This window comes from Pseudomonas sp. JC1203 (assembly GCF_056175065.1).
Genome location: NZ_JBWCAM010000004.1, coordinates 78519 through 90526, shown reverse-complemented (window position 1 = coordinate 90526; position 12008 = coordinate 78519). Strand labels below are relative to the sequence as shown.

General features: G+C 50.2%; 16 protein-coding genes. 7 read left to right on the top strand and 9 right to left on the bottom strand.

The features are described from left to right. The first annotated feature begins 89 nt into the window (after nt 1-89). Nucleotides 90-1256, top strand: coding sequence for a restriction endonuclease (locus AC0SZ7_RS07860; protein ID WP_475504102.1), 1167 nt, complete (start codon nt 90-92; stop codon nt 1254-1256). A gap of 72 nt (nt 1257-1328) precedes the next feature. Here AC0SZ7_RS07860 and AC0SZ7_RS07855 read toward each other — a convergent pair whose 3' ends face one another. Continuing rightward, a complete protein-coding gene (locus tag AC0SZ7_RS07855; protein ID WP_475503860.1) occupies nt 1329-1775 on the bottom strand; it encodes a helix-turn-helix domain-containing protein in 447 nt (148 codons plus the stop codon). A 181-nt stretch (nt 1776-1956) separates the two neighbouring features. Between AC0SZ7_RS07855 and AC0SZ7_RS07850 the strand changes: the two genes are divergently transcribed. Further along, on the top strand, nt 1957-2517 hold the full coding sequence (locus AC0SZ7_RS07850; RefSeq protein ID WP_475503859.1) for a hypothetical protein: 561 nt from the start codon (nt 1957-1959) through the stop codon (nt 2515-2517). Nucleotides 2518-2693: 176 nt separating this feature from the next. On the opposite strand, the gene AC0SZ7_RS07845 is transcribed toward AC0SZ7_RS07850, so the two are convergent. Then, nucleotides 2694-2837: a DUF7693 family protein gene (locus AC0SZ7_RS07845; protein ID WP_475503858.1), complete on the bottom strand. Its 144-nt coding sequence runs from the start codon at nt 2835-2837 to the stop codon at nt 2694-2696. A gap of 100 nt (nt 2838-2937) precedes the next feature. Between AC0SZ7_RS07845 and AC0SZ7_RS07840 the strand changes: the two genes are divergently transcribed. Next, nucleotides 2938-3702 (top strand): hypothetical protein, encoded by a 765-nt coding sequence (locus AC0SZ7_RS07840; protein ID WP_475503857.1) that lies wholly within the window; start codon nt 2938-2940, stop codon nt 3700-3702. A gap of 3 nt (nt 3703-3705) precedes the next feature. On the opposite strand, the gene AC0SZ7_RS07835 is transcribed toward AC0SZ7_RS07840, so the two are convergent. The 5 genes from AC0SZ7_RS07835 to AC0SZ7_RS07815 form a co-directional block, all read right to left on the bottom strand. Further along, nucleotides 3706-4515 carry a DUF5677 domain-containing protein gene (locus tag AC0SZ7_RS07835; RefSeq protein WP_475503856.1) on the bottom strand — a complete coding sequence of 270 codons (810 nt, stop codon included), beginning with the start codon at nt 4513-4515 and terminating at the stop codon, nt 3706-3708. Between the two features lie 404 nt (nt 4516-4919). Continuing rightward, nucleotides 4920-5513: a hypothetical protein gene (locus AC0SZ7_RS07830; RefSeq protein ID WP_475503855.1), complete on the bottom strand. Its 594-nt coding sequence runs from the start codon at nt 5511-5513 to the stop codon at nt 4920-4922. Nucleotides 5514-5651: 138 nt separating this feature from the next. Next, on the bottom strand, nt 5652-6092 hold the full coding sequence (locus AC0SZ7_RS07825; protein ID WP_475503854.1) for a hypothetical protein: 441 nt from the start codon (nt 6090-6092) through the stop codon (nt 5652-5654). A 191-nt stretch (nt 6093-6283) separates the two neighbouring features. Continuing rightward, nucleotides 6284-6418 carry a hypothetical protein gene (locus AC0SZ7_RS07820; protein ID WP_258347475.1) on the bottom strand — a complete coding sequence of 45 codons (135 nt, stop codon included), beginning with the start codon at nt 6416-6418 and terminating at the stop codon, nt 6284-6286. 237 nt (nt 6419-6655) lie between these two features. Continuing rightward, nucleotides 6656-6835 (bottom strand): hypothetical protein, encoded by a 180-nt coding sequence (locus AC0SZ7_RS07815; RefSeq protein WP_475503853.1) that lies wholly within the window; start codon nt 6833-6835, stop codon nt 6656-6658. 432 nt (nt 6836-7267) lie between these two features. Between AC0SZ7_RS07815 and AC0SZ7_RS07810 the strand changes: the two genes are divergently transcribed. The 3 genes from AC0SZ7_RS07810 to AC0SZ7_RS07800 all read left to right on the top strand — a co-directional run bounded on the left by AC0SZ7_RS07810 (nt 7268) and on the right by AC0SZ7_RS07800 (nt 8598). Then, nucleotides 7268-7762: a hypothetical protein gene (locus AC0SZ7_RS07810; RefSeq protein WP_475503852.1), complete on the top strand. Its 495-nt coding sequence runs from the start codon at nt 7268-7270 to the stop codon at nt 7760-7762. Further along, entirely contained in the window at nt 7752-8153 is a 402-nt protein-coding gene (locus tag AC0SZ7_RS07805) for a hypothetical protein (protein ID WP_475503851.1), read from the top strand. The genes AC0SZ7_RS07810 and AC0SZ7_RS07805 overlap by 11 nt, the downstream gene beginning before the upstream one ends. 76 nt (nt 8154-8229) lie before the next feature. Beyond that, nucleotides 8230-8598: a histone-like nucleoid-structuring protein, MvaT/MvaU family gene (locus AC0SZ7_RS07800; RefSeq protein WP_475503850.1), complete on the top strand. Its 369-nt coding sequence runs from the start codon at nt 8230-8232 to the stop codon at nt 8596-8598. A gap of 307 nt (nt 8599-8905) precedes the next feature. Here AC0SZ7_RS07800 and AC0SZ7_RS07795 read toward each other — a convergent pair whose 3' ends face one another. Together AC0SZ7_RS07795 and AC0SZ7_RS07790 are read right to left on the bottom strand one after the other, a co-directional pair. Continuing rightward, on the bottom strand, nt 8906-9613 hold the full coding sequence (locus AC0SZ7_RS07795; RefSeq protein ID WP_475503849.1) for an HNH endonuclease family protein: 708 nt from the start codon (nt 9611-9613) through the stop codon (nt 8906-8908). Continuing rightward, entirely contained in the window at nt 9600-10718 is a 1119-nt protein-coding gene (locus AC0SZ7_RS07790; protein WP_475503848.1) for an AAA family ATPase, read from the bottom strand. The genes AC0SZ7_RS07795 and AC0SZ7_RS07790 overlap by 14 nt, the downstream gene beginning before the upstream one ends. A 796-nt stretch (nt 10719-11514) precedes the next feature. Here AC0SZ7_RS07790 and AC0SZ7_RS07785 point away from each other — a divergent pair. After that, complete coding sequence (locus AC0SZ7_RS07785; RefSeq protein WP_475503847.1) at nt 11515-11898, top strand: DUF6630 family protein; 384 nt, start codon at nt 11515-11517, stop codon at nt 11896-11898. Nucleotides 11899-12008: the final 110 nt, after the last annotated feature.

Below are 12008 nucleotides of genomic sequence, written 5' to 3'. Positions count from 1 at the left end.
CGTGCTCGTGGACTGAGTGGTGGCACTGAGCTATTGTCGCTTGCAGGATAGGCGTGAGTGCGCGCGATGACTTAGGAAGGGATGAATCGATGATTTACCAGTGCAACGGATGCAGCAGGACTATCTTCGAGACGGCATGTCCATGGTGCATGGGCTCCCAGGTTTCCCCTTCATCAGAGCTCACTCTGCGACACCTCACACCGCTGGATCCTTCGTTTTACCCTGATTTTCAGTACAGATCCAAAGGCTTGATTCAGGACTTTTTCGGTAAGAAGAAAGAGCAAGCCCAGCTCAACGAGCTCCTGAACAATGTCTTGAGAAAATACGCGGAGCTGAAGCATCCGTATTTCACAAACTTCATCCACACGACCCGCGAGAGTGCAGGTAGTGGTGATGACGCGGGCGTGCCCGGCCCACGCTTGGATGGCGTCTACAGCGAAAGGGAGCTGTTCAGGGAGGTTTTAATTCGCAAAGGCTTTGACGAGCTCGAAGGGCTTCCTTCGCTCATGGACAAGCTGCTGCAAACAACCGCCTTCAACTCAGTTTACCTGGGTTTCTCGAGAGAGCTTACCCGCCACATTCGAGCTGACCTGGCCGACACATTGCGCTCTTGGATTGAAGAGGCTGGGACAACGTTTAGGTCTGACTTGGCTTTGTTCTATTACTACCTGTGGGAAAATGACGTTGCATTCCCCAATGTCCAATTCAATCCCCAAGCCGCTTCGACATCTGGTGTGCCACTTCTGCCGCTACAGGTTTTTCGGACTGGCCTGAGCCTCTGCGAGGAGATCTATTTCGACATTCTCGTTGAGCGGCTAGGGTCTCAGCTGGAGCATTTCAATCCGAATCAGTTCATCACCATGTATCTGGTAGATGCTATGGACGGATTTCAGTTTGAAGCTTTCCTGGTTGAGATCTTCCAAACCATCGGCTACGACGTCAAAGAGACCAAGAAGACTGCCGATCAGGGCGCCGATCTCTTCGTTACCCGGTTCGGTAAAAACATGGTCATCCAGGCTAAAAACTATTCGGGCTCTGTAGGCAACGCAGCTGTGCAGCAAGCCATCTCTGCTAAAGCCTTCTACGGATGTGACGAGGCGATGGTCGTCACGAACTCCTACTACACGAAATCAGCAAAGGAATTGGCCAGCACTGCGGGCGTGCGACTAATCGACCGCGATGGGCTTCAGAGCTACCTTGATGACTATAACCAGAAGCTCATTGAGGTCTTCCAGGCTGAGGAAGAAAGCGCCTAGTCATATCTCAGGCGCAAGAGGGGGCCGGGGGGGCAAATGTTCTCCAGGGCAACAGTACGCCATGGCATCTCGTCACCAAGCCCTAGCGACCGTGGATTTTGAGAGGGAGAGCTCGGTAGCAGTTTCCCGCTGCGTGAGACCTCTGGCTTTACATTCCTGAATGGCTGCAGTCCGGTCGTCCCTGGCGGCGTTCTTAGCTTGCTGTCCTCCCAGTTCAAGCTGTCTAACCAATTCTGCAGGCCCGCCCAGACGACCAAACTCGTTCAAATCAGACTTGATCCTTTCCAGAATGGAGTCCGTAGACGCCTCTTGGTATGCAGACTGCAGCAGAACCATGAGCGTGGACGGTTCCACTTTTAGCGTTTCAGCCAACTGGACGAGCATCTCTAGACTGATATTTGAAAAGCCGGCCTCGAGCTTGTAGAGGTGCTTTCGATCAGCGGGCAATTCCGCTTGGCTTACACCCTTCAGCGTTCTGAGAGCGCGGATCACAGCCGCGAGTGCGGAGCGGGGCAGCATAAGACAGCTCCAAGAAATGGAGCATGAAGTCAGATTGCCATGCCCCACTCGACGGTCTATAGTCCCCTCTGTGGGGCGGGCGCCGGGGCGCGGGACGTCTGGAACGATACTTCCAGCCTGGCTGACCAACCTGGTGTGGCTGCTTCACATTTTACGAATGGTTAAATTCATAGGATATGTAGTGATTAAATTCGACTGCGCTAAGGTCTCTGGAAAGCTTGATTACGTCAAAGTGACTGATCGCATGAACAAAGGGATTAAAGCGACCGTGAGTCTTGATGGTCAGAAAATACCCAATATCCAGATGGAGACAGATTTCTTCGAGGAATTGAATGAGGGTGACAACGTCACGCTGTACACCATCCTCAAAAACTCCAAGAGTAAAGAGAAAAATTTTGGTGTCTTATACGGCTTTGAAAACGGTAGCGGTGTGAAAAATTTTGCTACCAAGTATCGCTTACAAGTCCCATTTCTACTTCTTGTCTATGCATTCATAGCTTTCGCAGTTGTATTCGTTGTGGGATGGCCGATTTCGCTTTACTTACTCTTGTTTCTGCACTTGGCAGAGCCGGGCAGCGGACTTACACAAATCACGACCTGGGCAGTTGTAGAAGGCGGCTTGGCAGCAGCATTTTTCCTGCACGCTGCATGGCAAATGCTCAATGCCACATCTGATCCTCAGTCCTGGACGGCTATGGATCCTGCAACGCTGTCCAGTCGTTTCAGCAAACTTCATAAGTGATGGATTGGGGCGGGCTGTCATCGATGTCCTCACGGTCGTCCACATCGTCGATGTTGATCGCAAGCGGAGCGCGCAGGCGCGCGGATGAAAGCCCGGAGGGCCAAGACGCGGCGGTTTAGCGGCTTGGTTCACGACAGCCGGCCCCCGGCAGGGCGCGCACCTGACTTCTAAAGCAATTAAAGCTGGTGCAGCATCCCTTCTATTGTTCGGTGCTCCCAAGTCGACAGCAGGGCGATTGGGTAAGTCCCGTATCGACCTCCCGAGTCGAAAGAGCAGCGCCGTCCATCCGTGCTCACACACGCTTTGCAGTAGTCGAGCACATCACAGTAGTTGCAGTGTCATAATGCTCAACCTGATCGCCACTTTGGTGTTCTCGGCGTCCTGGTGTAGTCTGAACCCTCCATAGGGAGTTCCAATTTGATGATCGAACAGCTCTTCAAAGCGCTACATCACTACAACGAAGCATACCGCGAACTGATCAACGAAAAAGCGATGCGGCACACGCCTGATCACGGCGACTTCGAGGTCTTTATTCAATCTGCGCTCAAGCTTACAAAGCCTGAAGACTGGGGCTTCATTTGCTCATCGATGGACATTATCAACGACAGCCTTTTAGGCATTGAGCATTTTTGCAAGTATGGCCTTGATGGCCCCACGAAGTATGACGACTTCGGGGAAAAATACATCCGCTTGTATGGCGTATTGAACGCCACGTACATCCAGCAACAAGCCCTTCTCAACCTACACCGGATTGCAAACGTCATGAACCTTCGTGACATCGAGAGCAAAGTGGCAAACCTTCAGGTACGTGAAGTCAGGAATAAACTTGGCGCGCATAGTGTCAATTATGCTAATCGCGAGGCTGGAAACACTGAAAGCTTTGTTCCAGTTAGATTTACCCTTTCAGGTATGCGCTGTGATTACTACAACAATACAACCCTGCAACATACCGAAGTAGATCTAAAAGTCATTCTTGGTGAACATGTAGAGCTAATGAATGATATGTATGATGCCATATATCGAAAGTCGGTTGGCACAATATATAAAACTAACAAAGATAAAAGAGAAGAGTTGCTAGAAAAAATTGACGATGCCAAGGTACTACGAAATGGCGGCATCGTCATGAGAACACCTGACGGGAAAAGAATATTTATCACAGCATTCGAATCAGATAAGCAGGATTAAATCTCACAAGCCCTTTGAGGTGATAGAGGTAAATCTGTCCAGCACCAGGTTTACCTCTCTATCATATGATGTATCGTCTGTTGCCTCGAGAAAGCCAATCATGATTGCCAGGGTAGGTGATACACAAAAATTAGCTGCACGAATCACCTCATCTTTTGTAGCGGGCGCAAACCTATAACCACTCCAGGTATTACTTTCTTTGTGGGAGACTATATAGCGTTTTAGCGAAGAGGCTGAATAGTGCATAGCGTCGTCAGAAAGATGCTTGTACATAAGGTAATTACTAGAGAGCGAAGACAATTCGGCAATATATTTCCACTTCAAGTGCTTCCCCTTGTCTCCAGATATCCGCTCATCCATCGCTGCTTCAACGTCGGCAGTTAAAGAGTAGCTGCCTTCTTTCAATGCTACAGCCTGACCCCGCTTTGCAGCTACGTTGTCGTGTTTTAGTAATGGGATAAATGTATCAGGATTGTCTACCAAGGCGCCGATACAAAATGAGTTTTCATAAAGACACCTAGCCATGATCCTTGCTTCTACTACCATGCCTCTTTCAAGGTTCATAATAGCTGACTGAAAATTGCTCAGTGACCTCAGGGCAGAGAACATTGTGAGCACCTTCACATCCATGGTATTGCCATGATGCCTTTCAAATCCTGAAATAACTATTTTCTGCAGGAGCTGGTTGATATCCCTGAGCAGAGAAAACCACTCTGGATTTTCTCCAGTAACATGATCAATCGTTTCCTGTATGTCGCTAGTCAAAAATCCATGGATGCTAAATCCGGTAACCCCTGTCGCTTCGGTGCTCAAATCGATCTCCCTGCCTGGTGATTTCATAATCAGCTAGGTTAGCAAAAGCTGAGGAAGGCGTGGCCTGTATTCAAGCATTACTAGGCAGATGCTCCCTTCTTCCTGCGGATCAAGTGCGATGTCGGAACCTAGCCACCCAGTTGAGCCGGGGGTGGGGTCGTATTAACAGTGGTGGTAGGTGATCAGGATGATCGGGATTGGTTGAGTTGTAGGTACGGTAGGTGGAACGATGGCTACAGTGATGTTGACGGCCAGAAGAATGATGTTAAGAAGGTCGATGATAAAGGTGAAGACTTTGGATATTATGTTTTCTCATAGTTGTCCTTTATTTAGTGTCGTCATCACCAAGCTGGCCATTCAATTGAGCCTTTTTTGAAAATAAATTAAACTCCATCCAAATTGACTCAAAAGAATTTTGGTAAAGCCCTCGACGCTACGAATTTGTTATACGCATCCTGTGCTATCGTGTAATTTATAATGTGCCAGCCGTGTGCAGTGGGATAAATAAAGCTTTTAATCTCAATCGGGGTAAAGGTAAAGTTTTCAGGCAGTCGTAGCTTTTTCTTTGCTGAGGAATCTGCGGAATTACACTGTTCGCAAATTATTACCGGGGCGAATCTTGCGGCTGCAGCTCCTTGAAAGGTATACATCCCTCCATAGGCATCACTGGCATGATCATGATGTGTATGAAGACCAGCAACCCAACCTTCAAACCGTGATGGGCTTTTAGGAAATCTCATAGTCCAGCGAAGCAACTGGAATCTAGTCCGGTTGCAACACGGGCACTGCCAATCCTCGGTTAAAGACTTATATTTCTGCTTGCAGTGACCGCCATCAAATTCCAAATACTCAATTTGTGTTGGAAGCTTTCTGTCTCGGTTACGGAGAATAGTAGCTTCGCGATCTTTGTTGCGTACCTTGCTACCATCGCAAGCTATGCAAAACTGGTTTATCAGGAAGTCTAGATGACAGCTGCAAGTAGCGTCGAAAGAACTCATTTCGCCTCCTTTGACCACATAGCCCGATTGCTATGTGGTCAAATTGTAGATCAGCTTGGCATATCGTTCTGGGGCCCTCATCTCGCGTCTCCACACGTCATCCGGCGACAATACTACCTCACCTAGCGCTGCCATGGATCATGCCGGGATTTCTCTAACAATGTCCCCCTTGATCACGTATTGGTTTTTCACGTACTCACCATCATCACCAGGGGCTTTATCGACAACGATCATGCCGTGCGTAGCGAGGATCGATAAGCCGTCTCTTAGAGAAGTCCACTGCACAGCAGCCCTATTTCTCAAGTTCTCGACATTGATGCTCGAGATCCTTGCTTGATTCGGTCGGACGATCAGTAGCACGGCGTAGATCTTAAGCGCCGCAAGCGCCTTCTCCCCTCGGCGAGAGATCTTCGGAAGGTTCTTAACAATCTCTTTGTTCGGGATTTTGTAGTAGTAACCGTCCTTTTCTGCCTCGAAATGTGGGCATGCCAGCGTGTACTCGGACTTGAGCTTGCCTCCACCAGCCTTGTGTCGAATCCACCCCCGCGCTTCCACGTCAACCAAGGCCTGGCGAACCATTGGCCGACTTAATCCTGTGCGCTCCATCAGCTCACTGACAGAGGAGACGACTGTGTATGTCTTCGCCGTAGGGGTCATTGTCGCCAGCGCGAAGACGACACGAAGCATCGCCTGAGACCGACCTGCATGAGCCCCTCCTCGAAGGAGCGCAATCTCATCAGACCACCATGCCGGCACTTTCGACCAGGGCCTCATTCCTTGTCCTTCTTTTTCACTGATTCCAGCACTGACAGAGCTTTCCAAGCTACGCCGAATGCTGCGAATGCCAGCAAGGCGATAACTCCCGAAGGCCCGCTACTTACAATCTCTTTAGCTAATTCCAACATGGTTGCTAACCCTGCTTACTCTACGTTGGCTCCCTTGTACTTCAAGGCGCAGGGACGCTTCTAGAGAAGCCTATACTTGAGCTAAAAGAAAAAACCGTTGTATATCATAGTGTTGAGAGATTATTTTGAGGTTTTCAGGGGGCAATGAGAGGTATACGAATTCCCCCTAATTTACTCCTCATTACCCCCTCAAGCGACCCGTGAATGCCGAAACTGGTCTTACAATGTCACTTCAAATCACCCTCGATCATCGCGCCGGCCTTGCTCAAAACTTTTAGCTACGGCGTTGAGTTCCTCCTGCAGCGTGACCGGCGTGGATGTCTCGTACAGAGCCAAAAACGCTTCTTGGGCCTCCAAGACTCGTTCGATTTTGCGCTGCTGTTCGGCCTCGCGTCTTTTCTTCAGAAAATCAAACATCTTCAGTACCTCGTCATGTGAGAGGTAAGCATAAGCCCTAGAAAAAAGGTCGTTTTGGGTGGGTTTCCCAAAAAAGCAGATATTGGGCATCAAGGCATCAAGGCATCAAGGCATCAAGGCATCAAGGCATCGATGCGATGATTCGAGCATCAAGCAGGCTGTGGGTCTGTGGCATCGCTTTCGCCTGCATCAAGTTGATCGCGAATCCGTGCGATCAATGCCTCTCGTCCACTAGGGTAGCTATCACGCGCCGCCCGACGATGGCACCGCGCAGCACCGGACAAACCTCCCTTGCCGTGACTGCTGGCATAGACTGGTCAGGGCAATGGGTTAAAGTCATAGAGGGATACCAGTCGGCTTTGATCGTTCTACCAAAGGTACACCGACACGCATGAACAAGGTACTCACAGGGGAGGGGGGATAAAGGTATTTTTGGACTGCGAGTTCACACAGCTGAACCGAGATACCAAGCTGATTTCCCTGGCGCTCGTGTCCGAAGCCGGCCACGAATACTACGTCGAACTCACAGACACCTACCTAGTGGGAGACTGCGGCGACTTCGTGATTCAGAACGTCCTGCCTCAGCTCAACCTACCTGAACATGGGCAACCCTTGGTCGAAGCTCAAACCTCACTGCTCGCTTTCCTGGGCAGCCTTGAAGGCCCGCTCGAGATCTGCTCGGACGCCCCGGATTGGGATTGGGATCTCTTCTGCCAATTGGCCTACGTCAATCATCGTTGGCCAGTTAACGTTGCCAATCGCGCAACCAACCTGATCCTGCTGTTCAGGCATTTAGAAACGGATGATATCGGCGACGTGGTGCTGCCAGAACTTCCGCACCACGCGCTGTTAGATGCTCGCCTCCTGGCCGACCTTTATCGTCGGCTGGCAACTGCTTCAAATCGAGGTATTGGACATGGCCTATGATCTTCGTTCGCGCGAGTCTGTCAGACGCAAAGCGCTCTGGACACTGTCGCATTTGATACCGGGTGATCAGAAGGCTGCCGCGATTGTGGATGTTCTAGACGACATCGAAGCCCAGGAGCGCGTCGACCTCAACCATATTCATCCAGGCCTCGATATCGATGCTGTCCGCAAAACAGTTCAGATTGAGGGGCACATCTCAGGCATCAACATTGTGAACGAGGCTAGTATTCCGCAGCCCTGGTGTGAGCGTTTTCTGCAAGCGAGCATTGGATCGACGCGCTTGACCGTAGGCCCGTACGCTCATGATTGGGAAAAATTTCTGGCTCAATGGCAGGTTGAAATGCAGCACCTGGGTGCTCACAGGTCAGCAAGGTCAGCATCCAGCATTTAGCCTCAGACGCACCCTGCGATTGTCTACAGTTGACGGCGCTGACTATACTGCCACCACTGAATATCTGAGGTGCTCTATGTCCCGTCTTGCTGAATTCCGCGCGCTTGAACAGCAGCTTGCTGCCCAGTTGGCCGAGCTTGAAACACTGAAAAATGATGATGGTCTAAAGCGTGAGATTGAATTCGAAACGAAACTTCGTGACCTGCTAGGTCAGTATGGTTACAGCTTGCGCAATATCGTCGCCATCCTGGATCCTCAGTCCAATAGCCGCCGCGCTCCTGCAGCCGCTGAGACCAAGGGCACCCGGAAGGCTCGCGCAGTTAAAGTTTACAAGAACCCTCATTCGGGTGAAGTGGTTGAGACCAAGGGTGGCAATCACAAAGTGCTGAAGGAATGGAAAGCGGAACACGGTTCCGACACAGTCGAGAGCTGGCTGGCCCAGTAAAAATCTGTTGAGTGCAAATAGAGGGCCCTGCGGGGCCCTTCTTTATGGGGGATAGGAAATGCTTCGTTCAGCAGCGCTTGAGCTGGCAACGAGTTTCAGGTTGGCAGTCGAGATAGTCGTAGAGACCGGCAATGTTCGCATGCACATCCAAGGTTGGCTTTCGTGTATAGAGCTTAGTCCGTGCCTGCGGCGCGAAGGCGACACCGCCACGTGAACATTCGATGGATGGTTTAAGCATGCAAATCGACGTTTCTGTTTCGGTGCCGCTACCTAGTGATTGGCCCTAAGTAGCGGTGCTCACTACGTATTAGATCCCGAATATTTCAAACATTGCTCTGTCAAGCCTAGTTTCGATTTCATTCAGAAACGCATCATACCGGTCTTGGGATATTATCCTGCCTCGCCTGCGTGCCACTCTTAAGAGCCTCGCTTGTAGGTTTTGAAGCTCAGATGCGGCGAATTGTACCCTGTCGTCCAGATTAGCAAGAGAGTCGAGTTTCAAGTCGGTAATCATAGCAGCTGCTTGCCGCTGGCGCGGAGAGCCTGGTACAGCAGAGAAAATCGGCCCAGGTGATTTTTGTACATTCTCCGTGTAGCTATCAAAGTAAGGGTGAGGCCATTTAAACTCGCCGATGAGCGGCTGAAGAAAAGATGCCACTTTTACGGCGTTGTTACCTAATTCTTTTGTCGATTTCACCATGTTGCAAGGCTGGCATGCAATTACTAGGTTTAATGGGTGGAATGCCCATCTTCTGTAGTGCGGTTTCGACTTGTCTAGAAAGTGTTCGATAGCCTCCCCGACGTTCCTTCGCTCTAATGGAATATTTCTTCGGCAGTAATAACAGGACTGAGCTTGTGATTTTCTGATTGAAGATCTAATTGCATCTCTAACTGGTTTTAGCTCATCATCACTCCATTTCATCTGGCTGCTCAGGAAGTTTGCAATTAGCGCCTTGTAAGGCTTATATCGCAGGATTTTCGCGTGATCGAGCAGCAGGGGGTCAGGGCAATTCATGATGCTCTCTCAAATAGGACAAGGTATGGAGGATTTCGCGCATCGGGTCGCCAGTTTCGGGAATCAATCCGAATTCAAGCAGAGTATCAATCGCTCGGTATAGTTCGGGGTGGTCTAGGTCACCCCTCGCTATAAAGCTAAGGCATATCTGCGTAATTTTGACGACAGTTGTAGAGCGGGAAGAGTAAATGCTAAACTGATCTTTTAATGTGCTATCAGCTGTCTTGCCATATAGGTCAGACTCATGCCATCTCTGGCCGGTAGGAAAATTGCAGGTAAAGGCATCGTTATTAGGCACACTTCCGGCTATCAGAGGCGAATGGGTCGCAACCAAAATTGTGGTGCGGATGCCGTTCAATTCTAGAACTTTCCGAAAATCCCTGAGGATGGTTTTTTGCCAGCCAGGATGTAAGGAATTTTCAGGTTCGTCAAAAAATATGAGCGCCTCGTTTTTTGCGCAGTATAATGCCCCAAGTAAGGTGAGCATGTATGCCCGTTCACCAGAGCTCAGATCTGACAGCGTGTAATATCGGCTATTCCTCTTCACTGATATTGTTTGAAGTGAGAGTCCTTTTTCTTTGAGTGCTCCTTTGATAGCAAGCAGCGTCATATCCTCTTGGACGGACTCGAGATTGACGATTACTTCGTTACTAACAAAATCGGATAGTCCGTCTTTCCTATTTTTCCCATATCTGAAATGAAGCTTTATTTCTGGAGCGATGTTGAGCTTCTCTAGGCAAAAACTGATAGCCTCTGGGTTGCTCCGGCGCATTGAACCTTCGCCCAATATGGCGCTGACGATAACGCGAAATGGTGCAATATCAGAAATCATATTGTTGGCGACTTTATAACCTAGGTAGCAGATACCCCAGTCATCAGGGCCTGCATTCCAGATTTGTCGCGGATATTTATCATTGTGGGTGCCAGATAGACATAATAGCTGTCGAAATCTTAAGTCAAGAACTCCTGCTTTGCTAATTGCTTGGGCAGCTGCAGCTGCAAAAAAACGAGATTTACCAGTGCCATTGTTTCCTGTGACGAGATTTATCTTCCCAATATTGATTGTTGAAATCAGATGGAGGAATCTCTCCAACTCTGTATCCATGCTATGGCGCGCTCCATGTAGGTCGATCTGATTTTTCAACGCAATATTATGCTACTGATCAATGGCTATCCAACAGCAAATGATCATCGAAAGTGAGCCAGAGCGTGACACGTCGAGCAAGCAACGACAGGCTAACCGCAAGCTAAGCTGGGCGCGGAGATACGAGGGTGTCTGCCCGTAGCGCCAGGCCCCACACTTCGCCGGTTTATCAATACACTAATCCTGGCGAGGTGCGGGCGCCTTGGATCAGAATCTTTCTCCCAACCACCACGCAAGGGAGCCGCACATGGAAGTCATCGAACGCACCTGCGAGACCGTGGACAGTGTCGCGAACTTTTCAGCCAGTACCGCATATTCTACGTGGTCATCGCTTGCCCTACGTTCTAGAACGTTCAACAGATGGGTATGCTTGGGCAGTGCCTGCGTTTTGTAAGCAAATGAGCGTGTGAGGATGGAGGCCCGACGGGTCAAGACGCCCTTAGGTGCGGCTTGGTTCACGACTGCCGTGCCGAAGGCCACGCCCAACTTGTGCACCCCCTAACGCTCTGACCCAGGCGAACACTGAATATCGATGGGGCAGGGCGCACGCATTCCGTACACGGAAGAAGGATGTATGGGATTTCTGGATCGATTGTTCGGTGGCCGCTTCACTCAACCGCCCGCCAATGAGCCACCGTTGAGTGAGGCTGCAATCATGCGAGAGCTTCACCCTTTCCGCGCTAAGCTCAAGGCTTTCACCCAGAGCCTACTGGCCCGTATACCTGAAAAGGAATAAGCGCGTCTCGTTCGACGAGTCATGCGTTTCTATGGCCAGGGTGAAGAGCCGTCGAGCGCGCTGACAGAAGGTTTGCTGGATCCTGGCAAAGGACAATCGCTAGAGCACATCGTCCTGCTCGCCATAGATTGGAAAGGGTTCGATGGCTTCGAATATCTGGCCCCTTGTCTGATCAAGGCCTGTGGCATTTGGGAACTGTATCCATACCGACAACGCGAGGGGCTAACCGTTGTGCAAGTGCTAGCCGAGTTTGATGAGTGGCTGTCCAGGTGCGGAAAACGCTACCTGCACCTGAATACCGGCGGTGACGAGTACGTAGGCTTCATCATGGACGCCGACCGCGTCGACATCATGATTGCGATGGCCAAAGATGCCGGCATTGAGGCGAGGCTTAAGGCTTTCTAAAGGGCTAAAGCTTTAAGCAGGTTGCCTGCTTGCTACCGTTATTTTCGAACCAGGTCTTTGTATAACTCCCGGGCCTCAAGGATCTGATCCCTGATCTCCTCTGGATCAAT

Bases quoted from the DNA above. Each gene is read 5' to 3' on its own strand.
- AC0SZ7_RS07860 (WP_475504102.1), top strand. From the start codon at position 90: ATGATTTACCAGTGCAACGGATGCAGCAGGACTATCTTCGAGACGGCA.
- AC0SZ7_RS07855 (WP_475503860.1), bottom strand. From the start codon at position 1,775: ATGCTGCCCCGCTCCGCACTCGCGGCTGTGATCCGCGCTCTCAGAACG.
- AC0SZ7_RS07840 (WP_475503857.1), top strand. From the start codon at position 2,938: ATGATCGAACAGCTCTTCAAAGCGCTACATCACTACAACGAAGCATAC.
- AC0SZ7_RS07830 (WP_475503855.1), bottom strand. From the start codon at position 5,513: ATGAGTTCTTTCGACGCTACTTGCAGCTGTCATCTAGACTTCCTGATA.
- AC0SZ7_RS07825 (WP_475503854.1), bottom strand. From the start codon at position 6,092: ATGGTTCGCCAGGCCTTGGTTGACGTGGAAGCGCGGGGGTGGATTCGA.
- AC0SZ7_RS07820 (WP_258347475.1), bottom strand. From the start codon at position 6,418: ATGTTGGAATTAGCTAAAGAGATTGTAAGTAGCGGGCCTTCGGGAGTT.
- AC0SZ7_RS07815 (WP_475503853.1), bottom strand. From the start codon at position 6,835: ATGTTTGATTTTCTGAAGAAAAGACGCGAGGCCGAACAGCAGCGCAAA.
- AC0SZ7_RS07805 (WP_475503851.1), top strand. From the start codon at position 7,752: ATGGCCTATGATCTTCGTTCGCGCGAGTCTGTCAGACGCAAAGCGCTC.
- AC0SZ7_RS07800 (WP_475503850.1), top strand. From the start codon at position 8,230: ATGTCCCGTCTTGCTGAATTCCGCGCGCTTGAACAGCAGCTTGCTGCC.
- AC0SZ7_RS07795 (WP_475503849.1), bottom strand. From the start codon at position 9,613: ATGAATTGCCCTGACCCCCTGCTGCTCGATCACGCGAAAATCCTGCGA.
- AC0SZ7_RS07790 (WP_475503848.1), bottom strand. From the start codon at position 10,718: ATGGATACAGAGTTGGAGAGATTCCTCCATCTGATTTCAACAATCAAT.
- AC0SZ7_RS07785 (WP_475503847.1), top strand. From the start codon at position 11,515: ATGCGTTTCTATGGCCAGGGTGAAGAGCCGTCGAGCGCGCTGACAGAA.